This window comes from Pauljensenia sp. C0170B4 (genome assembly GCF_056590235.1).
Genome location: NZ_JBWPVS010000007.1, coordinates 1 through 22,570 on the forward strand (window position 1 = coordinate 1; position 22,570 = coordinate 22,570).

Genomic DNA, 22,570 nt, shown 5'->3' on the forward strand with positions numbered 1-22,570 from the left:
GGTCAGGAAGTGGCGCCGGGTACCGAGATTACTGTTAATGGTGACACGGTCGTGAAGGCTGTGTGGAAGAAGGTCCAGGTTTCTGTTAGCTACGACGGTAATGGTGGTAGCGGCAGTATGGATGGTGCGACTGTGGATAAGGGCAGTAAGTACACGGTGTTGCCTAATGGTTTTACTGCTCCGGATGACTCCCAGGAATTTAAGGCTTGGGAAGTTGATGGTCAGGAAGTGGCGCCGGGTACCGAGATTACTGTTAATGGTGACACGGTCGTGAAGGCTGTGTGGAAGAAGGTCCAAGTTGATAACCCGAATGGTGGGAGCAACAAGAACGGCGATGACGCCGTTAAAGCGTCTGAATCCCGCAAGTCTGGAAAGCTCTCGAAAACTGGATATGCTGGGATGCCGTATCAAGTCGCAGCGATGATTCTTGCAGCCGGCGGATTACTGATTGCTGCTGGTAGGAAGAAAGTCAGAAAGGACTAAAACTGAGAAGTTAAAGTAGCGTAAGCCGCCCATATGAGCAGTGAATATGGGCGGCTTCGCTATTTTCAAGGAACTTGTAAATATCGAAGTAAGGAACTGCTTCTGCTCTCTGCAAAGCAAAATTTCCTAAGGTTCTTGCAGCAGGAGATTGCTTCGTGAGCTTAATTAACCACCGTCACTCGTGGTTTGGGGATCATACCCGAATTATGAGTATTAATGCGTTGTTATTGGGGTTTGATGAGGGGGTATGAAGCTTTGAATTATTGTTCGACGAACACTTGTGATCGACCGGTTTGGGGTGCCTGGCAGTTAAATCACGTACTGACATTACCTCTAAAACGCAAGCTGACTTGTTTATAAAACTACTGCTAGAAGGATATTTTATTAAGGAACTCGTGATAATTAAAACCTCTTTTGTCACTAAAACGGCCTGATGCTGGAAAGTTGGAGTGCCTAACGCGCAAGTTACCGGCGTGATATATGGGGCAGATCGTTATCGATGGGATCTGCATTCCCTATAACTGGTGTAAATCAGACTGGGTTTGTGAGAGGGCATGATATACCTAGCAAGGTTTTTCTATAGCTATCAGTGCTTATGACCAGGAGGCCAGGGAGCGGTCGGTGAGGATATGCTTTGATATCCTTAATGGCGGTGCCTCGTCGAAGCCGGCAGCTATTCGTGTTGTGGAAGCAAAGATGGGAATCGAAGCATCCACGTTGCGCAACTGGATGAGAAAGGCTGAACAGGCCGAGGCGCTGGAAGTAGCAGCCAGTGAGGCGGATAAAGATGCCGAACTTAACAAGCTACGCGAGGAAAATGCCCGGCTTGAGGAAGCCGACGAGATCTTGAAGCTGACGTCAGCTTTTTTGCCCAGACGGAGCGTGACCGCACTCAAGTGATTGTGAATTTTCTGCATATTCACCGGCACTTGTATTCCATCGAGCGGATGTGCCACGTGTTCAACGAGCACGAATACGACATTTCGCCAGCAACCTACTATACCGTTACATCAGCCGGGTTGACCCCCACACAGGCCGAACTCGAGGAAGCGTATGCTGCCCACAAGCTGTACACGCTGTGGGTGAAGGCGAGGCGCATCTATGTGGCAGGCGCAAACTGCTGGAAAGCAGCCCTGCGCGCTGGATGGCGGATTGTCCGTGACCAGGTACAACGACTGATGAACATCCTGGGAATCAAGCGTGCGCCGGAAGAAGTCGCAACGCACCCCGATCAGTGGCGGGCGGCGGATTTCACCTACGTTTCTACCTTGCAGGGGGGATATGCGTCAGTTCTGTTGAGGACGTGTGCACCAGAGAAATCCTTGCAGTCGTCGACACCCAGACGGATAACAGTCTGGTCGCATGTGCCTTGAGGCAGGCGTTGGCCACACGGAAGTGTCAGGACTCGTTCTTTAAGTCTGCTGGGGTCATACATCACTCCGATGCGGGTAGTCTGTATACCTTGACTGATCTGCGCGACCTGCTGCAACGCACGGGATAGTTGGCTCAATCGGTACCGTTGGGGATGCCTACGACGATGGGCTGATGGAGTCAGCCATTGGGCTGCACAAGTCCGAGCTGATTGACGTTGAAGTTGCTGCCTGGGCCAACAGGCAAGAAGGGAGACCGCGACTATCGGATGGGGCCACCGGTGCAATACCGGCAGGTTGTATTCATCGATTGGGGACATCCCACCCAGTGAGAGATACACCAACCATTTTCAACACGCAGCCTTCAAGGCTGCCTCACACGCCGCTCTCAAAACTCAGGCCAATTCAGTATGCGCCTGGATTCCCTCCGTTTAGTGAGGCGTTTCGAGTGACCAGAGTGTTTTGCACCCTCGTATCTATACGTATAGAATGCGTCACGCATAATTCAATGGTGAACCTGTGAAACAGGGGAGGGCAGATGCCGCACATCAAGCATCGCAATCAAATAGCCGATCAACACTTCGAAAGTACCCACGGACGCAAATCTTTCTGGTCCGCAATCGTGTCAATCTGGCTGGGCACGACGATGGAATACGTCGACTTCGCACTGTATGGAATGGCAGCGGGCCTGGTCTTCAGCGATGTCTTCTTCCCTGAACAAACCAAGATCATCGCATTGCTCTCCGCGTTCATCACCTACGCGGTCGGCTTCCTGGCCCGCCCCGTGGGCGCATTCGTGCTGGGACGGCTCGGTGATCGCGTCGGCAGGAAGAAAATCCTTGTCTTCACCGTCGCCCTCATGGGTATCGCAACCTCGGGAATCGGCCTTCTGCCCACATACGCCACCATCGGAATCTGGGCGCCGATCCTGCTCGCCCTGCTGCGCATCTGCCAGGGATTCGGTGCAGGTGCCGAACTTTCCGGCGGCGCAGTCATGCTGGCCGAATATGCACCCACCCGCCACCGCGGCCTGGTCGCCTCGCTGATCGGTGTCGGCTCCAACAGCGGCACGCTGCTCGCCTCGATCGTGTGGCTGCTGGTCCTGCTGCTGCCGCACGAACAGGTCATTTCCTGGGGATGGCGAATCCCGTTCCTGTGCTCTGTGCTGGTCGCAGCATTCGCACTGTTCCTTCGCCGCTCGATGGATGAAAGCCCCGTCTTCAAGACCTATCAGGAGAAGAAAACACGCGAACTGGCCGACCTCGACAAGGCGGAAAACGAGCCCGCCAAGTCGACCTTCGGGTGGAAAGCCTTCCTGGTCATGCTGGGTCTGCGCATCGGTGAAAACGGCCCGTCCTACATGGCTCAGGGATTCCTGGTCGGCTACACCGTCAACGCGCTGGGCATGAACAAGTCCGTCCCCACGACCGCAGTGCTGATTGCGTCAATCCTCGGTTTTGCTGTCATCCCACTGTCCGGCTGGTTGTCCGACAGGTTCGGACGACGCATCACCTATCGCGTCTTCTGCGCCCTGCTCGTCATCTACGGCGTGCCCGCATTCTTCCTCATGGAATCGCGTGACGCCCTCGTTGTCGGAGCAGTCATCGTGGTCGGCATGTGTCTGGGTTCCCTCGGAATCTTCGGCGTGCAGGCTGCCTACGGCGTCGAACTGTTCGGCGTCGGCCACCGCTACTCAACAATGGCGGTTGCCAAGGAACTGGGATCCATCCTGTCAGGCGGAACCGCTCCGATGGTCGCGTCAGCACTGCTGGCTGCGACCGGCTCGTGGATCCCGCTGGCCATCTACTTCATGGTCACCGCTGGAATCGGCTTCATCACCACGTTCTTCGCACCGGAGACTCGAGGCCGCGACCTCACACTGATCGAAGATGCCATCTAGGCCACGATGCTAAAGTGAAAGACGGGAAATCGGCTTCATGCACGATGCCGGTTTTCTGTCTTTGCTTTAGCGCGACGAGGACGCCCTGACCCCAAGCAGACATCGATATGGCGAAAAGAGCTACTCAGAACGACGTTGCCAAGCTGGCGGGCACGTCAACAGCCGTCGTGAGCTACGTGATCAACAACGGTTCGCGCCCCGTCGCTCCCGAAACCCGCAAACGTGTGCTGGAAGCGATTAAGCAGACCGGCTACCGTCCGAACAACGCGGCCAGGGCACTGCTGACAGGCAAAGGCACGACCTTCGGAGTGGTCGTCCCTGACCTGGCGAACCCGTTCCTGGCACACATGCTCCAAAGCATCGAAGACGAGTTCTACGATCATGGGTATTCGCTGCTGGTCGCTGATTCACACGACTGCCTCAAGCGAGAAGAAGACATCATCGAGACTATGATGAGCCAGCAGGTCGCCGGCTTGGTGTGGTACTCGGTTGACCAGCCGCCGCCTTCTCACCTGCTGAAAGACCTTGCGCGGCCGGTGGTATTCGCTAATGCGTGCACTCCGACAGACACTGGCGAAGCCGCAGGGCAACGCATCAGCGTCCTGGAAGACGAACGAGGAAGCGCCGCAAAGCTGACACGCGAACTCAAGAAACGCGGCTGCAGGACCATCGGGCACCTGGGCGGGCCGCGCGGACGCATCAACTCTGCCGAACGCAGCCGAGGCTGGTTCGATGCCCTCGACGACGGTTCAGACGGCAATCCCGAAGATCACCCCCACCACCTGAGTGCCCCCTACACGTACGAGGGCGGCTGGCAGATGGCCGAACACTTTGTGAACCTGGGCTGTGACGGGGTGGTCGTGTCCAATGAGATGCAGGCAGTAGGGCTCATGGCGCGCCTGGCATCACTGGGCGTGCGTATCCCCGACGACATCAGTGTGGTGGCCATGCACATCACTGCGCATGCCGAATACTGTGTGCCGGCACTGTCGGGAATCCACGTGGATATGGCTGATCTGTCAGCTCAGATCGCCACCTCGCTGCTGGGGTCAGGCGCGGCCGCCACCATCGTTCCGACAACATACTTCGTAGAGCGGGCCAGCTGTTAGCCCGCTCCTCACTCTCACTTCACGAAAGTTTCAGGTTTTATTGATGCCACTCATCATTGACTGCGACCCCGGCAACGGCATTCCAGGTGCGAACGTCGACGACGCGCTGGCACTGTGCTTAGCGTGGTCCAGCCCCCAGCTGGATCTGGCGTCGGTGTGGACGGTCTTTGGAAACGTCAGCGCCGCGGAAGGCGCGCAGGCGGCGCATCGGTTGGCGCAGACATTCGGGGTGAGCACCCCGATCCTCACAGGATGCGACGCTCCCCTCGACACATATGTGTCACGCGGAGCCTGGCGGGACAAGATGGAAACGCCCCGTCGCGCGCCTGACGTTGAGCGCCTGTGGCAAGGGGAGGAGCACTCCGCGCAAGGGGAGTCGGCACAGCAGGATGCGTCTGATCCGTGCGAGTCCGCGCAGGAAGTGGCGGCACGGCTGGCTCACGATGTCATGTCGCACGTACACGGCGGCCCGGTCACAATCGCTGCCCTCGGGCCGCTGACCGACATTGGAGCACTGATCCGGTTCGAGCCGGAAGCTGCCCGACATGTGGCAGAGATCCGCATGATGGGCGGATGCCAGGGGTACGACGACCTTGTCGACACGAACTTTGCGATCGACCCGCTGGCGGCCTCCATCGTGTTCGCCTCTGGAATCGACCTGACAGTTGTGCCACTCGATGTCACGCGCACGACGCACCTTTCGCGCGAGCGGTGGGAACAGGTCAGGCAACGTGCCGGCGACCTGCCCGAGCAGCGTGAGCGGGCCGAAGCCATTGATGCATGGCTGAGTCCGTGGATCGAATACAGCACGCGCACGCGGCCGGTGGACGGCATGTGGGTACACGACATGGTGGTCATCGCCCAGATGCTGTGCCCGGAGGTTGTCGAGGAGGAGGCAGGCCGCTTTATGCTGGCACGCGACCCCAGGGGCAAACTGCTGGAGGCCTGCGATGGGGGATTGAGCGAGGGCACCCGCGGCGACGAGGAATTCCTTGCCAAGCCAAGACAGGTTAACATGGTGACCGCTGTTGATAACGACAGGCTGTTGACGCTGTGGACGAACGTCGTCCTCGGCGTGTAGAGCCATTGCGCGTGGCTTCTCACTGGCACAACTCGGTATGATATTTTCAGGCGTAACAAAAGTGGGGCCCGACGAATCGGACCCCACTTTCGTGTTACCTCCGGTTAGTGCTTCCTGCGGCGTACGAGCGCCGCACCACCAGCCAGTGCGAACAGTGCCGCAATTCCGGCTCCTGTTGCGTTCGAACCAGTGGCTGCCAGTCCGGGCTTGCCAGTCGAGCTGATCGAGTACTTACCGTTAGCACCCTCAGCGTCGGGGATGGCGCATTCGACCTTCGGCTCTTCCGGTCGTGGCTTCACCATGAGTTTCGCAGTCTTGGTGACCGTGGCACCATTTTGGTCGGTAGCCGTGAACTCAATCTGATACTCGCCAGCCTTGTTGGCGTCAAACTTCGAGTCTGGATTGGCCAGTGTCTTACCTCCGGTTGCCTTGGAAACCATGGAGGACAGGTCGATCTGGTCGCCTTCCCAGATCTCCAGATCCTTCAGCTCCAGTGTCGGCGCGGGCTTCACTTCCGCGATGCGCTTCTTGACGATCAAGTTCGCGGTCTCTTTGGTCTCAACGCCGTCGGCATTGGTAACGGTGACTTCAACCGGATATGTGCCAGCGACAGCTGAATTGAACTCGGCGTTCAAATCAGGAACCGGGGTACTGTCGGTCCCCTCTTTGGTGATCATGTCCGCAAGTTTGAAGGGCTCACCCTCCCAAATCGTAACGTCCTTAACGGCAAGCTTCGCCGGGGGATTCTTCACTGTCAGGCGAGCAGTCTTCGTGACGCTGGTAGTCCCATCCTCGCTGGTGACCGTGTAGGTCAGGTCGTAGGTTCCAGGCTTGTTCACGTCGTACTTCGAATTCGGGTCGAGCGTAACGTTCCCGCCAGCGGAGTTCGTGACGAGGGTGTCGAAGTCCCCACCGAACTCAATGGTCTTATCAGCAACCTCAAGAGTCGGGTTAATGACCAGGTTTGCCGTAGCAGTATTGCTCTTCACACCAAATTCATCGGTGACCGTGAAGGTCAGCGGGAAAGTACCAGCCTTGCTGGAGTTAGCCGGGGCGCCCTCAATCTTGACGTCATCTTTCAGGTCGCGGCCCTTGTAGTCGGTGGCAGACACGAGCAACGACTGGGGATCGAGCGTGTCACCGACGGTAATCGCCAGGTCTTTCGCTACGACCTTCGGAGCGATGGCCCACTGCGCCCTTAGCCTGACGATTCCACCTGTGATGTGGAGGTTTTTGGTGTCAGTGGTTAAAGTATCGACTTCGTCGAACTGATAAGGGTTTTGTCTGGTGAATGTCTTGTCCTCATTATTGAGATTGAGCGTGGGATCCAGCTTGCTCGTTCCGGACCAGCCTCGGCCAGCTTCTGCCATGGCCACCAGATCTGAGGGCCGATGTTGAGCACCAAGCCTGGGATCAGCAGCGTTCGGACGATGAGCGTGTCTTTGAGCACGCCGTACGCGACGATGAACGCCAGCTGGATCATGAACATCAACGGGATGACGACGAGCGCGGAGAACGTCGCGGCGAGCACGGTGCCTGCCGACGTAATGGCGCCGCCTGTCACCGTCAGCGCCTTGAGGATTCCTGGGCGTGTTCCGATGTGATGGGCCTCCTCGCGGGCACGCGTCATGAGGAAGATTGTGTAGTCGATGCCAAGCGCAACCAGGAATAAGAAGCCACACAGTGCTACGGATGGGTCGGCGCCGGGGAACTTCAGCACGTGGTTGCACGCAAGCGAGGCTGTACCCAGGGCAGTGCCGAAGGAGATCACTGTTGCGGCGATGAGGATGGTGGGGAGCAACAATGCGCGCAGCAGGATGGCCAGAATCACCCACACAACGACGAGCGCGAGGGGGATGATGACGCGCAGGTCACGTTCGCCAGTCAGGTTGGTGTCGATGTCCGTGGCGGTAATGCCGCCGACGAGCACGGAGTCTAAGAGCGCATGCAGTTCGTCACGAATCTTTGCAACAGTCGACTCGGCTTCCCTCGAATCTGAAGCGTCGCTGAGGGTGGCGTGGATGTAGACGCGGCCGTCGAGGACGGCCATGGCATCGTCGATGTTTTCCTGGGAAGAATAATCTGCGCAGGTGATCCAGCCCCTGCATCGAAGTGTTCGTCAAGAAGTCTTTGGCCTTACTGACCCGGATTCGCTTCGCTCCAGCCGCGAGAAAGCTGCCTCGATTGATGCGGGGGCGTTGGTTGGAAAGCTCCGTGCTGCGTTGCTGGAGCAATATATCGATCCGAAAACCACGCAGGCTTAACACGCGCTCAACGTGCTGTGTGTTCGAATCGTGTTCTGCCTGTTCGCTGAGGATGCGGGACTGTTCGAGAAGGACGCGTTCTACCGGTATCTGTCCTCTTTCGATGCACAGCAGCTGCGTTCGGCTCTCCTCGAGTTGTTTAAGGTGCTCGATACGCCGGTTCCTGACCGCGATCCGTACCTGTCGGATCGTCTGCGGGCTTTCCCCTATGTCAACGGTGGTCTGTTCAAGGGGAACGTGGAAATACCGAATTTCACTGAATCGATCCGCTCCCTTCTGCTGAACGAGGTGGCGCAGGATACAGATTGGTCGCAGATTTCACCGACCATTTTCGGTGGGGTTTTGGAATCGACCTTGAACCCTGAAACTCGTCGTTTCGGCAGTATGCACTATACCAGTCCGGAAAACATCCACGAGGTCATTGATCCTCTGTTCCTTGACGATCTTCGCAGCGAGCTCGACACGTTTCTGACTGCAGATGGGCTTACTGAGCGTCAACAAGACAACCGGCTGCGCATGTTCCACGAGAAACTGGGTTCGTTAACTTTCTTTGAAGGTTTCAACCCGACTTGGATACAAAATCGCAGCACAGTCGCGCTGGGGGCGTGAGTGGTTCAAATGGGAGGTCGTTGGTTCAGTTCCGAGAGAATGAAGTATTAGGTTGAAGATTTGCTGTGTGGAAGGGTGCGGCCAACCAGGAGCGTTTACGACGCGCACGCGGCCGACGTTCTGGGCGAGTCGATAGACCTGGCCAGTGTCGAGATTTATGACCAGTCGTTCAACCCGCTAAACCAGGTCTCGGTGGACGACGTGACAGATTTTCTCAGCGCCGAGACTGATAAGAACAGGGACGAAGCGATCAAGGGAGGTCCGCTGCAGAAATCAGAGGAGCACACCGCGAGGCTGCTGAAGTCCCACGTTAAGGCGGTGCTCGTGGGCACGGACAAGGCCGACTACGAGGTAGAGGTTAAGTTCGCCGGCGGGAACGTGTGACAGCTCTATTTCTTTAGGGACGGCGTTAAACCAGAAATCGCTTAACAGCAAGTTGAATCGGCCTAGTCAGTTCTATAAACTCTGGATCGGATCCTAACCCAGTTCGGCTGGGCACCTTGAAAACTAAGGAGACGATTTGTCAGATCCAGCGGCTCTTGAAACCTCTTCAGGTATCGATCAACAGGGCATTGATCTCGTCCCACCAAATCGTCGGCACGGAAAAGCCATCGACTTATTCTTCCTCTGGGCCGGTACAACCACGAACATCTTCACCGTCTCTTACGGCGCGCTGCTGGTGATTCTTTTCGGCCTCAGTTTCTGGCAGGCTATCGCGGCGATCGTCATCGGCAACCTAATCGCCTACCCGTTGCTGGCGCTGGCCTCGTTGCAGGGCCCCAAGACCGGCACGACCAACATGACGATCAGCCGCTCTAGCCTGGGTCCTCGAGGCGGACGAGCAAATGGCCTGTTCTCGTGGCTGATGCTGCTCGGCTTCGAAGCTGCCGGTCTGGTGCTCGTTTATTACGCGATTGCCGCGCTACTAGGCATTTTCGGCGTCGATATCTCGGGCGTTACGCAGGTCGTGCTCATCGTGGTGCTCGGCCTTATCCAAATGCTGCTGCCGCTGATCGGCTACAACTTCCTGATGGCAGCGCAGAAATTCGCCACAATCATTTTCGCCTGCGCGTTCGTAATCCTGGCAGTGCTGATCCTGCCCAAGGTAAACATTGCGACGGGCGAGGTAGGCGCCGACATCAACGCGATGATCAGCGCGATCAGTCTAGTAGTGGTCTCCGGCGGCCTGAGTTGGGCATGCTCCGGCTCGAACTTCTCACGATATTTGCCCGAAGAAACCAGCCCGTTATCGGTTAGCACCTGGGCCGCGCTGGGCGGTTTCGTGCCGTACCTCTTGCTGCAGAGCCTAGGCGCCGCCATGGCTACGGTCGCAGTCGGCCCCGACGTTGACCTCTCCGACCCGCTAGCCGTTCCCGCGATCTTGCCTGCGGGGTTCTCTGTGCCGTTTCTGCTTCTAGTGGGCTTCGGCCTGATGGTACAAAACGGCACCAACCTTTATTCGTCGTCACTTAACCTGCAGACCGCCGGCATCCCGGCAAAGCGCCCGATGGTTGTCGTCACTGACTCGATAATTTGCATCTTGATCACTATCTTCGCGGTCGCCCAGTCGTCGTTCTACGCGCTGCTGAGCGCCTTCGTCGGTTCGCTGAGCGTCTGGCTAGCACCTTGGATCACGATCTATCTCGTCGATTGGGTTATGAGACGCGGCAATTACGATCTGGCTGGCTTGATGAACGACAAGGGCGGGGTCTACTGGGGTGTCGGGGGCGTGAAGCTGCCCGGATTCGTCTCGCTGATTGCCGGAATGATCGGTTCCGCGCTATTTGCCAACACCGGATATTTCATCGGCCCGATTGCAGCTGCGATCTCGCCGCAACACCCGGAATATGCCCCTGACTTGGCGATTCCCGCCGGGATAGTGGTCAGCGGCCTCCTGTTCATAGCACTCACAATCACCAATAAGAAGAAGAATTTAGGGATCGCGTGACCGCGCGCCCGCAAAGCTAAGGAGTAGAAATGCCTAACCGGCACGTAATGGATGTGGCCTACGGCAGGGCACATGCTGACAAAATCATCGAAAACGGCAAGCTGGTTAATGTCCTAACTGGCGAAATCTATCCAGCAGACGTGGCCATCGCGGACGGCCGTGTGGCTGCCGTCGGCGACGTGTCTGCGCAGAAGGGCCCCGATACCGAGATCATCGACGCCGAGGGCCGCTACCTGACCCCGGGTCTGATCGACGGCCACATGCACATCGAGTGCTCGAAGCTCTCTGTGACGATGCTCGCCGACATGGTCGCACGTTATGGCACCACCTCGGTCATCTCCGGACTCGATCAGGTGTTGGTCGCCGCAGGCATTGACGGCGTGAAGGAGTTCCTGGCGGAGGCCGCCGACTCGTCGGTACACGTCTGGTGGGGAGCACCGGCTAAGGCGCCCTACACCATCCCCGAGTCCAACGTCGGTTATGCGTTCAAGGCCGAGGACCACAAGATAGCCCAGGAGATGCCCGAGTGCGTCGGCCTGTGGGAGACGGTTCAGGAGATGGTTGAGGACGGTGACGAGGACGTTCTGGCCGCGATGGACATTGCGGAGAAGAACCGACTGCACGCCTTCGGCTGCGCGCCTCTGGTGGACGCCCGCAGGGTGGCTGGATACGCCTCTTCCGGGGTTGTCCTATGTCACGAGTCATACTCGCCTGAGGAAGAGCTGGAGAAGATGCGCAACGGCATCGACATCATCATCAGGGAGTCTACCGCGGCCCCGATGCTGCGCGAGAACATCAAGCTGGTCACCGAGATGGGCGCCCCGAGCGACCGTGTCGGTTTCTGCACCGACGACATAACCTCGAGCGATGTGCTTGGCCGTGGCCATCTCGACTACGTGGTTCGCCTGGCCATCGAGTGCGGCGTGACCCCGATGCAGGCAATTCAGATGGGCTCGATCAACACCGCCCGCATGTACAAGCTCGATCACAAGATCGGCTCGATCGCACCCGGCCGCTTCGCCGACATCCTGTTCGTGGACGACCTGAATGACTTCCGACCCGCACGCGTGATGACCGCTGGCCGCATCGTCGCCGAGAACGGCAAGTCGGTCGTAGCTCCGGTGGCGCCCGAGCGCACCTCGGTTGTCGCCGACACCTTCAAGCTGAAGGAAGTGGACGCAAGCCGCATCAAGGTCGAGGCCGAGGGCTCCAAGGCAGTCGTTCAGGCGATAGTGCTCAGCAAGGACGTGGCCTTCCGCCGTCCCGGCGCGGAGATCGAGCTGGACATCGTCGACGGCGTGGTTCAGCCCTGCATCGAAAAGGACGCAATCATGGTTGCCGTCGCCGAGCGCTACGGCAAGACCGACAACCTGCCGGTTGCCTTCATCAACGGTTTCGGTATCAAGAAGGGTGCGATCGCGACCTCCAACTCGCCAGATGACAACAACGTCGTGGTGGCCGGAACCAATGCGGCAGACATGGCCCTCGCCATCAACGAGGTGACTAGGCTTGGAGGTGGCCAGGTGGCTGTTGCCGATGGCGACGTCATCGGCAGGCTGCCACTGCCGGTAGCCGGCATCGTAGCTGACATTCCAGCTGAGGAGATGGCCGCTGCCGAACAGGAGATGGATCGCATCGCCCGCGATGAGTTGGGCAGCGACCTGCCGTCGCCATTCGGCCAGCTGTTGTTCCTGTCGATCACCGCAATCCCGGAGTGGGCGATCACCGATCTGGGCCTGATCGACTGCGTCAAGTTCGTCGTCACCGATCCCGTAATTTCCAGCAACTAGGAGTCAAAGTGAAGATTTCACCCTTCGTTCAGAAACTGCCCAAGGTAGAGCTGCACCTACACATCGAGGGCACGCTCGAGCCGGAGCTGAAGTTCAAGCTCGCCGAGCGCAATGGCATCAAGCTCGCCGAGGAAACCCCCGAGCAGGTTCGCGAATCATACGATTTCGACGATCTGGCGTCCTTCCTGGCTGCGTACTACGACGGCATGAACGTGCTGCTGACCGCCGAGGATTTTTACGACCTAGCCATGGCATACCTGAGCAAGGCAGCCGAGCAGAACGTGCGCTACGTGGAAATGTTCTTCGACCCCCAGGCGCACACCTGCCGTGGCGTCTCGTTCCACACCGTCATCCATGGCCTGCACCGCGCTCAGGTCGAGGCCGAGAAGAAGTTGGGCATCAAGTCGGCTCTGATCATGTGCTTCCTGCGCGACTTCCAGGCCGAGTACGCGATGGCCACGCTGACCCAGGCCCTGGATTACAAGCACTGGATCATCGGCGTCGGGCTGGACTCCGACGAGACTGGCAACGCGCCTGAGAAGTTCGCCGAGGTCTTCGCTCGCGCTCGTGAGGAGGGCTTCCTGCTGACTATGCACGCCGACGTCGACATTAAGAACTCGATCGAGCACATCCGCCAGCTGATCGAGGAGATCAAGGTTGACCGCATCGACCACGGCACTAACGTCAGCGAGAACCCCGACTATGTGCAGTATCTGGTGGACAACAAGATCGGCCTGACCAGCTGCCCGATTTCCAACACCTGGGTTTCGGACGGCTCCAAGACTCAGCTGATCAAGCAGTTATCTGACAAGGGAATTAAGATCTGCATCAATTCCGACGACCCTGCATATTTCGGCGGCTACATCGGCGAGAATCTGCAGCTAGTTGCCGATGAGTTGGACGCAGACGAGGACTTCCTCAAGCAACTCTGCCTGAATGCGGTGGATATTTCGTGGGCCACCCCGACGCTCAAGCATCAGCTGCGGGAAGAGATTGCCGCCTGCTAAACCTTTCCAGCAACATAATTGGAGCCTTGGCTCCATGAAGCTGCTCCTCCGCACTTCGACTCGGAGGGGCAGCTTTTATCTTTAGACGCCGCTTTCTGGCGAGGGATCCTTCAGCAGATCCTTCTCCCAGGCTGCCTTCTTCACACTTTCTAGGTCGACCGGGTCCTCGATATGTTTCTCAGCAGCCGCAATGATTCGCTTCTGCTGCTTGACAACGAAGCGCTTGATGTTTTTGGTCGGCGACGCTATAAACCGATTCGAGAACCTGCAGCAGCGAGATCACTACTAGGGGTTCGTCGGAACCATTGCGACGTATCTCGCCGCAGAAGTCGTCAATTATCTCCTCGAGTTCCCTCGCGACCGCCCAGACCAGTAGCCTGCCGTTCTCGTCGCGCTTAACCTGCGGGTAGATCGGGTTCTCAACCAGGTCTCGAAGGCTGGTTTAGCACTGCCCGGTGGTGCGGAAGACCGTAGTCGGATCGTTGACGCCGGAACTCAAGGCTCGTACGCCGATATCGAGCACCTGGCGCAGCTCAGCGTTGATGCCATGTTTTTCGACGGGGACGCCGAACATGCGCGACGCGGTCTCGCAGTACAGATCCTTGCCTTGTTCAAACGCTGCCAGGGTTCATGCTTCTCCGGCGAGCCAGGCGATGACACGGGCTTCAATCGCGAAGTAGTCAGCGACGATGAACCGGCATCCGGCGTTGGGGATGAACGTGGCACGGATCAACTGGCTCAGGGTGTCTGGCACGGAGTCGTAGAGCAGTTCGAGCGCGTCGAGGTCAGGCAGATAGTTACGCGGTAGGTTCTGCACCTGGACGAGGCGTCCGGCGAACCTACCGGCGTGCCCCGCGCCGTAGAACTGGATGAGGCCGCGTGCCCGACCGCCCGCTTCTGCGCGTTGACTTTAAGGAGTATTCAAGGGGGTGTGGCCGGCCAAACTGCTTTAGTGCATGTTGCGCGCAATCTTTGTCCTACTCTCTCGATATCCTTATGAAAGTGGCCCGTTGCGGCGTTTAAACTGGTTAGTGGTATCGGGAGTTTATTGTGGGTAGTGAGGCTCAAAGACAAGAGCTACATCGGACTACCTGGCGTATTGCTAATGATCTACGCGGGTCGGTAGATGGCTGGGATTTCAAACAGTACGTGCTCGGCATGCTGTTTTACCGCTTCATTTCCGAACGTTTTGTTCAACACGTGAACCGGCTGGAGCGCGAGACGGATCCCGATTTTGACTACGTTCAACTTCCCGATGATCTAGCCGAGTATGGTCGCGATAGTTCGGTTGCAGAACTAGGCTTTTTTATTCGCCCTTCCGAACTTTTTGAGAACGTGCGCAAGAACGCGGCTTCTGACCCGGATTTGAATGAGCGGCTTGAGCAGGTTTTTCGCAATATTGAGGGTTCAGCTGTTGGCTCCCAGTCAGAGGGCGACATTAAAGGCTTGTTCGATGACTTGGATGTGAACAGCGCGAAGCTTGGTAATACCGTGGCGGCTCGTAATGCGAAGCTGGTGCGGATTTTGAATGAGATTGGGAATCTACCACTTGGTGATTTCAGCTCTCACTCGATTGACATGTTTGGGGATGCTTACGAGTTCTTGATGACAATGTACGCATCTTCAGCAGGCAAGTCGGGTGGCGAGTTCTTCACCCCGCAGGACGTTTCTGAACTGCTTGCGCGCCTAACTTTGGTGGGTAAAACCAAGGTGAACGGCGTGTATGATCCAGCGTGCGGCAGCGGCAACTTTCTGACGGAAACCTACATTGAGCTGCGGCGCTTGGAGAACGTCGTTATAGGCGAGCTGCTTCGTAACCAGACGATGCTCGACTTCGAGGAGGTTGGAGACAGTCCGGTCAAAGTGTCGCTGCACCAGTTTTACGGGATTGAGATCAACGACTTCGCGGTGTCTGTTGCGCGCACGGCCCTGTGGATTGCGGAGCTGCAGGCAAACATTGAATCCGAGACGATCATTTTGCGTGAGATCGACGACCTCCCGTTGCGAGATTCGGCTTCCATTCACGAAGGCAATGCGCTGACGATGGACTGGCAGAGCGTTCTGCCTGCTCAGCGATGCAGCTTTGTGATGGGGAATCCGCCTTTCATCGGCTACTCGAATAAATCTGCTCAGCAGCGAGCAGATATGGAGCTGGTCTTTGACGGCATGAAGCAGCACGGTTTGCTGGATTATGTCGCTGGTTGGTACCGCAAAGCGGCGGACTACATGGAGGGGACGTCTATCGAAGCTGCGTTTGTCTCCACGAATTCGATCTGTCAGGGTCAGCAGGTGGCGCCATTGTGGCGACCGCTCTTCGAACGCGGAATCACCATCAACTTTGCGCATCGATCATTTGTGTGGGGTAACGAGGCGAGTGATCAGGCGCACGTCCATGTCGTCATCGTCGGCTTCAGCTATGTTGCGCGAAAAAAAAGGTGCTTTTTGACGTTCAGGAAATTGATGAGGGCGTCTCACGATCGGTTGACAATATCAATGGGTATCTTGTTGACGCTGCGAATGTCTTTATCGGACGACGTAGCAAGCCGCTGTGCGACGTGCCTCCCATGAGTGCTGGAGGAAAACCCACTGAGAATGGAAACCTCCTGATGTGGGAGCATGAAAAAGACAAGCTGCTGAAAGTTGAACCGGCGGCTGAAAAATGGATACGCCGCTTCTCGATGGGTGAAGAATTCATCAAAGGTAAGAAACGATATTGTTTGTGGCTTGTTGATTGCACGCCGCAGGAATTGCGCTCAATGCCGCATGTTCTTGAACGAGTACGCAAAGTAAAAGAATTTAGAGAAAATTCGACAAAGGCCGCCACTCGGAAGAAGGCGGAAACTCCGTGGCTCTTTGATGAAGTGAGACCGCCGAAGGGAGACCGATTCATTGGTGTGCCTCCGGTTTCGTCGGAGCGTCGAAAGTATATACCGGTCGGATTCGTGAGCAATGGAATGATTCCCGGGAATCAGCTGTACTTTGTCGCCGATGCATCAATCTATGATTTCGGCATTTTTACCTCTCAATTCCACAATGCCTGGATGCGAACAGTGGCAGGTCGTCTTGAAATGCGCTACCGCTACGCCAATACCATCGTGTACAACAATTTTGTGTGGCCGCAGGCTAATGATGCGCAGCGTGCACTCGTTGAGCAAAAGGCGCAGGCGGTTCTTGATGCGCGGGATCAATACCAGGGCGCAGCATTGGCTGACCTGTACGATCCAGACAATGCGTGGCTGTACCCGGCGCTGACCCGCGCCCATCACGAACTTGATGCAGCGGTTGAAGCTGCGTATGGTGTGGACTTTGACGGTGACGAGCGGAAGATCGTCGCGCACTTGTTCGACCTGTACGCACAGGCGACTGCGTAGGTGATCGCGGGCCCACGCACTGGCCCAGCGCTCGCTCCGTTATCCGTAGGCCATCCGAACACATCATCAGCTGCAAGCGAACCCGAGATGGAAGGAGCAAGCTGTGGACATTATCCTTTCAGCCGCACTGGTATTCGTGTCGACATCAATCGACTACCTGTTCATTTTGACTATCCTGTTCGCCACCCAGGGAAAACAGCACCGCAAATCAGTTTATTTCGGGCAGTACCTTGGCACCGGAATCCTCGTGGCAGTCAGCCTTGTTGCGGCTTGGTTTCTCAACTTCATCCCACAAGAATGGATGATCGGTCTGCTGGGCCTCATTCCGATCGCACTTGGCATACGAGCGGTTCTGGTCGATGAGGACGTGGACGAGGATGAGATAGAAGAACAACTGAGCAAGAAAGGCTCGACAATCCTCGCTTTCGCCGGTCTCACACTCGCAATGGGCGGAGACAACGTCGGAATCTACGTCCCCTATTTCACGGGAAAAACCGTCATCCAGATTCTGATTATCGTTGCAGTCTTCGCTCTGGGGATTCAGGGGCTATGCGTGCTGTCGCAGCGCCTGGCTTCCGTACCGGCTATCGGCGAGACCGTCGAAAAATACGAGAGAATCATTGTACCGATCGTATTCATCGGACTTGGCATCTACATCCTCGTTGAAAACGGGACCTTCGCGTACCTATGGACCCTCAACGCGTTACCCCCCATAATTCCTAGCACGATCTGACCTCAGCCGATAAGTCTTCACCTGGCGAGCAAGACGACAACACTATTGATTCGATAGTGGCGTCTTCTCAGACGAGACCGTGCGGTGAGGTGTGCGCGGATGGCGACGATAGAAACAGCCAGCGAACACGGCAGCAGTCCCTCTTGCCTTCTTACAGGAGCCACTTGGGTGGCTTTGTTCACGCTGCGCAGAACACGTGCGGTAGCCGCTTTTTCTGTATCACTGAAGCGTTCTCGATTGTGTTCCGCAATGTTACTGCCCAGACAAGCTGTGGCACTCCAGCAGGAATGCCGCCGTCAGTCAACCAGAAGGATCACACACCCCAGCGAAACAGCCGCGATCAATGCACTGAGGATCACGCCGAGCACAAGCGCACGCCCGCCTGACTGAATCACGTTCCGCAGGTTCACACCCGCACCCATCGCGCCCATCGCCACTGTCAGCAACAACGTGGCCATCGTGCCGCCCAGGGTGCTGAAAACGCTGCTCGCAGCGGGTACGCCTGTAAACAGGGAGGCCACGACGACGGCGATGAGGAATCCGACGACGAACCCTGGAACCAGAGGCGGGCGCGTACTCGAGCTTGCCTTGTGCGCATGCTCATGGCGCACCTCCACCACGCGGCGCTCCACAATGCCCACCACTGCGACCACGACTGCCAGGCATACCACGCGGCCAAGCTTGGCGGCCGTTGCCAGGTCAGAAACGGAAGGGTCGTAAATATTCGCAGCCGCGACAACTTGGCCGACCTCGTGAATGGACGCCCCCAGCCACACGGCGGCCTGCGTGGGCGTCAGGTTCAGCGCGTGGGCAGCCGTCGGCAAAGCGACGAGGGCGACTGTTCCGAAAACCGTTACACATGCAATGGCGGTGGCCACGGCATCATCGGCGTCCTCATGACTGCGCGCAGAAACAACGGGGGAGATGCCGGCAACTGCGGAGGCTCCACAGATTGCGGTGCCCGATGTTGTCAGAATGCCGGTCGCATGGCTGACATGCATGAAGTAGGTCAGCAGATACCCCGCCACCATTGTCACCGCGACGGCACAGATGATCGTGGCAATCGTTCCGGCCCCCAGAGCCGCGATGGCGGGTAGTGAGAGGCGGAAGCCCAGCAGCACCACTCCGGCGCGCAGAACAGTCTTGGCTGAAAAGGCGATGCCCGGCTCGCAGATCGATGGAATCAGTTTCGTGTTGCGCACGGCAACACCGAGGAGGATCGCCACCAGCATCGAAGACAGCAATGGCACGAACAGGTTGATCAGCCAGGCAATACCTGCGACTGCACAGGCGTATAGCACGCCAGGCAGCAGGCGCGTGAAGTGAGTCCAAAAATTCACCATCCACGTATACCACACGCCCTGCAGAGAATGACGGAGCTTTTCCCGCTGAGCCCTTGCGACGTACCATTGGGGCATTGAAGTACACGCGAAGCGGAGAACGCAATGGAGAATACGGCCCAGATGCCATACGATGACGAGCCTGCTCAAAGTCGCCCGGAGACCAGGAAATCCTTGCGAGACTTTTTTTACTCGCGTAAGACTCGCTTCGTCCTACGTGCGTTGGAAGTGATAGTTGTCGTAGCTGCAGTGTGCGTGCTGATCTCGACATTTTTTATTTCAGTTCTGCAAATACGTGGCACATCGATGGAGCCGACGTTTAGTGACGGGGACCTTGTCGTGGCAAGTCATTCGTCCCACTTCGAGCGTGGAGACATCATGGCGTTTTATTACAACAATAAAGTGCTGCTGAAGCGTGTGATAGGTCTGCCGGGAGACTGGGTAGACATTCACGATGACGGCACGGTGATTGTTAACGATATGAAACTTGATGAAGACTATACACAAGGAATTTCTATAAGCGGTTCAGAAATCGACTTTCCTTACCAGGTGCCGGAAGGTAGGTTCTTCGTTTTAGGGGACCACCGAAGCGTCTCTGTGGACAGTCGTTCGAACGTCATCGGCACTGTGTCCCAGGAGCAGATCCTGGGGAAGGCGTTGTTTACAGTATGGCCGCTCCATCGTTTCGGGGGACCTGCAGAGTGACGAAAGTCCTGCTGAGCAGATATTTATGCTTTGAAATGTGCTAGTTCCGTCTTTTCGGGGGGCGACTGTGCAGACATTTGGTGGCTAAGCGAGCCGAAGTGATAGATGCTTCAGGATTTTCGTTGCTACACTGTCAATGTCCCTACTTCACGTTCTTCGGAGGAAAAATGGAAACTTTACCGTCAGGTAAGCGAGTTAGGGGTGGGAGTGTTGTTCTCGCACTCGTCGCCGTTCTTGCACTCGCGCTTTGCATAATGAATCTTGCGGGCACAGCAACTCACGCTGTGCCCCAGGAAAATGGTCACACCATTACAGTCACTTCTCAAGAAGGCGATCACACATATGGCGCCTACCAGATTTTTGCTGGTGATCCCAAGGCAGGCAGCAATGAACTGACCGCAATCACGTGGGGAGCTCAAGTTGATCAGCAGGGCCTGCTTGCCGCGCTGGCAGCTAACTCCACATTTAGTGCCAAGGGAATCTCAGCTACCAGTACTGCTGCTGAAGTTGCCAATATGCTTGCCACAGCCTCGGCAGGAGAGGTCACTGAGTTTTCGAAGATCGCGACTGACCATGTAAAGGATCCAGCTGATACCTTCACGAAGTCCGGCAACGAAGCTCCTTTCACCTATACATCAGTGAAAGTTGCACCGGGCTACTACCTGATCAAAGATACAGATAGCAGCGCATCAGCTCTCACCTCGCCAATTCTGCAGGTCGTCAACGACGTGACTGTCCAGTCCAAGAGCTCTGTTCCGACAAGCGACAAGCAAGTCACCGAGGATTCAACCCAAGCCAAGGGCGAGACCGCTGACTACGAGATCGGAGAGAAAGTTCCATTCACGCTGACTGGTACGATGCCATCGAACGTCGCTGACTTCACCACTTACCGTTACGCTTTCGAAGACACGCTGTCCAAGGGACTGACGTTCAACGACGACATCAAGGTCACAATCGACGGGAAAGATGTGGCTGCAAGCAGCTATACAGTGAGTGGCCCCAACCCGGCAGCTGACCAGAGCGGACACTACCAGGGCGGTACCACCTTCAAGATCTCTTTTGCTGATCTGAAAGCCGCAGCGAAGGCTGCAGGCGCGACCCTGAGTGCTGATTCGAAGGTAGTCGTCACTTATTCAGCAACCGTCAATGAGAACGCGCGGATCGACAATAAGGGCAACGGCAACAGGTCGAAGGTGATTTATCAGAAGAATGTCAACGACGGTGACGGCGATGGCGAGACGCCTGAAGATCACACATGGGTTTTTACCTACAAGTTGGACACAACAAAGGTTGACTCGAAAGATCCCTCGATCAAGCTGGACGGTGCGAAGTTCCGTCTGTACAGCTCAGATAAATTGAAGTCGGCAACAATTGTCGACAATAAGATTACTGGGTGGGTAGATGGTGACGGTGGCACTGAATTCACCGTAGCCGCAAGCGAAGCATGGACGATCAAGGGCCTGGATGCCGATACGTACTTCCTTCGTGAGACCGCAGCTCCTACCGGATACAACCTGCCGTCAGGTGATGATGCATACTTCCAGTTCACGATTACCGCCACTCACTCTGAAGACAACCAGGGGCAGGGCCAGCTCACCGAACTGAACATTACGCCCGGAGGCGGAAATGCCGCCCCCGGCACAGTTAATGACGCCACCGTCAAACTGGACATCGAGAACACCTCAGGTTCAGACCTGCCTACCACCGGTGGCATGGGCACCGTGATCTTCACGGTTCTTGGTGTGGGATTGATGGTCGCTGCTGGCATCGGTATCATCTACCGCCGCCGCAAGGCTTAAGTCATCGTTCTTGACAGATGACTGCATCTCGTACGTCGCGGTGCTCGGAGAAAACTCCGGGCACCCGACGTGCGAAATCAAAAGGGGAGCGACTCACGCATTCAAATGGTCCCGACCAGGAAAACTCAACGAAAAACAAGCGTGCACGGGGCAAACTCGTAGATGTACTTCTGGTTTTCGCGTTCCTGTCCGGATTGGTCATTCTGCTGTATCCGGCAATCAGTAACTACATCAACACTCTTCATCAAGGCCGTGCAATCGCGCAATACGATGAAGCTGTCGCAGGAATGAGCCAGGAAGATTTCGATGCTCAATGGCAGGCCGTTGATAGTTACAACAAGGATTTGCTCAAAAACCGTTCACGAATGCATCCTTCCCGCGAACAATTGGACTACTACAAGTCACTATTGAACGTGACTGATGACTCAATGATGGGACATCTGGAAATCAAGAAACTTCGAGTGAGTCTTCCGATCTATCACACGGTTGACGATGCGGTTTTGCAGGCGGGCGTCGGCCACATTCCGGGAACATCTCTTCCAGGTGGTGGCCCCGGAACGCACGTTGCACTGTCCGGGCACAGGGGACTTCCTACGGCACGACTCTTCACTGATCTTGATCAGCTCGTGGAGGGCGACAGGTTTGTCCTGCATGTCCTCGACCGTTCGCTCACATACGAAGTTGACCAGATCAGAGTTGTTGAGCCACAGGAAATCAATACTCTCAGTATCGATCCAGACCGAGACTACGTCACCCTTGTCACGTGTACTCCGTACGCGATCAACACGCACCGACTTCTTGTACGAGGGCACCGAGTCGAGGGAGGCGAGCAGGACTACGTCGCAGCAGATGCCGTGACAGTGGATCCGATCCTGGTTTCCTCCGTTGTATCGGTACCGATTTTCGTCATTCTTTTCGGAATATTCATATTCGGCTTTGGAAGACACTCCACCCGTAGAAGTGTCACGTACCAACATAAGCGATCTCGCAAGTGAAAGGCGTGAGCAGATGACATATCCGGCTAAATTCCGGAGAGCGTTATACGCTCTTTTCGCCAGTGT

Annotated in this window: 21 protein-coding genes and 2 pseudogenes; 18 read left to right on the forward strand and 5 right to left on the reverse strand. The window is 56.6% G+C overall.

What is annotated here, in order from left to right:
* The 6 genes and pseudogenes from AC1EJ1_RS09055 to AC1EJ1_RS09080 all read left to right on the forward strand — a co-directional run.
* Positions 1–483 (forward strand): annotated as a pseudogene (locus AC1EJ1_RS09055) (hypothetical protein); the annotation flags it as partial.
* A 696-nt stretch (positions 484–1,179) separates the two neighbouring features.
* A complete protein-coding gene (locus tag AC1EJ1_RS09060; protein ID WP_157886315.1) occupies positions 1,180–1,383 on the forward strand; it encodes a hypothetical protein in 204 nt (67 codons plus the stop codon).
* Positions 1,384–1,385: 2 nt separating this feature from the next.
* Positions 1,386–1,856 carry a hypothetical protein gene (locus AC1EJ1_RS09065; protein WP_480295724.1) on the forward strand — a complete coding sequence of 157 codons (471 nt, stop codon included), beginning with the start codon at positions 1,386–1,388 and terminating at the stop codon, positions 1,854–1,856.
* 535 nt (positions 1,857–2,391) lie between these two features.
* Positions 2,392–3,753 (forward strand): MFS transporter, encoded by a 1,362-nt coding sequence (locus AC1EJ1_RS09070; protein ID WP_285016117.1) that lies wholly within the window; start codon positions 2,392–2,394, stop codon positions 3,751–3,753.
* A 107-nt stretch (positions 3,754–3,860) separates the two neighbouring features.
* Positions 3,861–4,862: a LacI family DNA-binding transcriptional regulator gene (locus tag AC1EJ1_RS09075; protein WP_285016118.1), complete on the forward strand. Its 1,002-nt coding sequence runs from the start codon at positions 3,861–3,863 to the stop codon at positions 4,860–4,862.
* Positions 4,863–4,905: 43 nt separating this feature from the next.
* Complete coding sequence (locus tag AC1EJ1_RS09080; protein WP_285016119.1) at positions 4,906–5,943, forward strand: nucleoside hydrolase; 1,038 nt, start codon at positions 4,906–4,908, stop codon at positions 5,941–5,943.
* Positions 5,944–6,047: 104 nt separating this feature from the next.
* Here the strand turns inward: AC1EJ1_RS09080 and AC1EJ1_RS09085 are convergent, their stop codons facing one another.
* Positions 6,048–7,274: a bacterial Ig-like domain-containing protein gene (locus tag AC1EJ1_RS09085; protein ID WP_285016180.1), complete on the reverse strand. Its 1,227-nt coding sequence runs from the start codon at positions 7,272–7,274 to the stop codon at positions 6,048–6,050.
* Positions 7,190–7,993: an MMPL family transporter gene (locus AC1EJ1_RS09090; RefSeq protein WP_058236081.1), complete on the reverse strand. Its 804-nt coding sequence runs from the start codon at positions 7,991–7,993 to the stop codon at positions 7,190–7,192. Before AC1EJ1_RS09090 ends, AC1EJ1_RS09085 begins: the two co-directional genes overlap by 85 nt.
* A gap of 40 nt (positions 7,994–8,033) precedes the next feature.
* Here AC1EJ1_RS09090 and AC1EJ1_RS09095 point away from each other — a divergent pair, with 40 nt between their 5' ends.
* The 6 genes from AC1EJ1_RS09095 to add all read left to right on the forward strand — a co-directional run bounded on the left by AC1EJ1_RS09095 (position 8,034) and on the right by add (position 13,561).
* Positions 8,034–8,207 carry a hypothetical protein gene (locus AC1EJ1_RS09095; RefSeq protein ID WP_157843490.1) on the forward strand — a complete coding sequence of 58 codons (174 nt, stop codon included), beginning with the start codon at positions 8,034–8,036 and terminating at the stop codon, positions 8,205–8,207.
* A gap of 12 nt (positions 8,208–8,219) precedes the next feature.
* Positions 8,220–8,816 (forward strand): type IIL restriction-modification enzyme MmeI, encoded by a 597-nt coding sequence (locus AC1EJ1_RS09100; protein ID WP_480295725.1) that lies wholly within the window; start codon positions 8,220–8,222, stop codon positions 8,814–8,816.
* Between the two features lie 75 nt (positions 8,817–8,891).
* Positions 8,892–9,200 carry a DUF4230 domain-containing protein gene (locus AC1EJ1_RS09105; RefSeq protein ID WP_480295726.1) on the forward strand — a complete coding sequence of 103 codons (309 nt, stop codon included), beginning with the start codon at positions 8,892–8,894 and terminating at the stop codon, positions 9,198–9,200.
* A gap of 136 nt (positions 9,201–9,336) precedes the next feature.
* Complete coding sequence (locus AC1EJ1_RS09110) at positions 9,337–10,764, forward strand: purine-cytosine permease family protein (protein ID WP_285016120.1); 1,428 nt, start codon at positions 9,337–9,339, stop codon at positions 10,762–10,764.
* A 29-nt stretch (positions 10,765–10,793) separates the two neighbouring features.
* Complete coding sequence (locus AC1EJ1_RS09115; RefSeq protein WP_058236077.1) at positions 10,794–12,554, forward strand: adenine deaminase C-terminal domain-containing protein; 1,761 nt, start codon at positions 10,794–10,796, stop codon at positions 12,552–12,554.
* A gap of 8 nt (positions 12,555–12,562) precedes the next feature.
* Positions 12,563–13,561, forward strand: coding sequence for an adenosine deaminase (add, locus tag AC1EJ1_RS09120; RefSeq protein ID WP_058236076.1), 999 nt, complete (start codon positions 12,563–12,565; stop codon positions 13,559–13,561).
* Between the two features lie 178 nt (positions 13,562–13,739).
* Here add and AC1EJ1_RS09125 read toward each other — a convergent pair.
* Both AC1EJ1_RS09125 and AC1EJ1_RS09130 read right to left on the reverse strand, forming a co-directional pair.
* A pseudogene (locus AC1EJ1_RS09125) lies at positions 13,740–14,135 on the reverse strand (DUF2254 family protein).
* A 54-nt stretch (positions 14,136–14,189) separates the two neighbouring features.
* Positions 14,190–14,378: a hypothetical protein gene (locus AC1EJ1_RS09130; RefSeq protein ID WP_058236075.1), complete on the reverse strand. Its 189-nt coding sequence runs from the start codon at positions 14,376–14,378 to the stop codon at positions 14,190–14,192.
* Positions 14,379–14,611: 233 nt separating this feature from the next.
* Here AC1EJ1_RS09130 and AC1EJ1_RS09135 point away from each other — a divergent pair, with 233 nt between their 5' ends.
* The 3 genes from AC1EJ1_RS09135 to AC1EJ1_RS09145 all read left to right on the forward strand — a co-directional run bounded on the left by AC1EJ1_RS09135 (position 14,612) and on the right by AC1EJ1_RS09145 (position 17,665).
* The gene (locus AC1EJ1_RS09135) at positions 14,612–16,129 is read left to right on the forward strand and encodes a type I restriction-modification system subunit M (RefSeq protein ID WP_480295727.1); all 1,518 of its coding nucleotides are present in this window, start codon (positions 14,612–14,614) and stop codon (positions 16,127–16,129) included.
* Positions 16,126–16,932 (forward strand): type IIL restriction-modification enzyme MmeI, encoded by an 807-nt coding sequence (locus AC1EJ1_RS09140; protein ID WP_480295728.1) that lies wholly within the window; start codon positions 16,126–16,128, stop codon positions 16,930–16,932. The genes AC1EJ1_RS09135 and AC1EJ1_RS09140 overlap by 4 nt, the downstream gene beginning before the upstream one ends.
* Positions 16,933–17,035: 103 nt before the next feature.
* Positions 17,036–17,665 (forward strand): CadD family cadmium resistance transporter, encoded by a 630-nt coding sequence (locus AC1EJ1_RS09145; protein ID WP_058236073.1) that lies wholly within the window; start codon positions 17,036–17,038, stop codon positions 17,663–17,665.
* A 296-nt stretch (positions 17,666–17,961) separates the two neighbouring features.
* Here AC1EJ1_RS09145 and AC1EJ1_RS09150 read toward each other — a convergent pair whose 3' ends face one another.
* Complete coding sequence (locus AC1EJ1_RS09150; RefSeq protein ID WP_058236072.1) at positions 17,962–19,008, reverse strand: YeiH family protein; 1,047 nt, start codon at positions 19,006–19,008, stop codon at positions 17,962–17,964.
* A gap of 102 nt (positions 19,009–19,110) precedes the next feature.
* On the opposite strand from AC1EJ1_RS09150, the gene lepB reads away from it, so the two are divergent.
* From lepB to AC1EJ1_RS09165, 3 genes are all read left to right on the forward strand, one after another.
* Complete coding sequence (gene lepB / locus AC1EJ1_RS09155; protein WP_285016124.1) at positions 19,111–19,710, forward strand: signal peptidase I; 600 nt, start codon at positions 19,111–19,113, stop codon at positions 19,708–19,710.
* Positions 19,711–19,877: 167 nt separating this feature from the next.
* Entirely contained in the window at positions 19,878–21,509 is a 1,632-nt protein-coding gene (locus AC1EJ1_RS09160; RefSeq protein WP_480295729.1) for a SpaH/EbpB family LPXTG-anchored major pilin, read from the forward strand.
* A 17-nt stretch (positions 21,510–21,526) separates the two neighbouring features.
* Positions 21,527–22,504: a class C sortase gene (locus AC1EJ1_RS09165; RefSeq protein ID WP_480295730.1), complete on the forward strand. Its 978-nt coding sequence runs from the start codon at positions 21,527–21,529 to the stop codon at positions 22,502–22,504.
* Positions 22,505–22,570 lie beyond the last annotated feature (66 nt).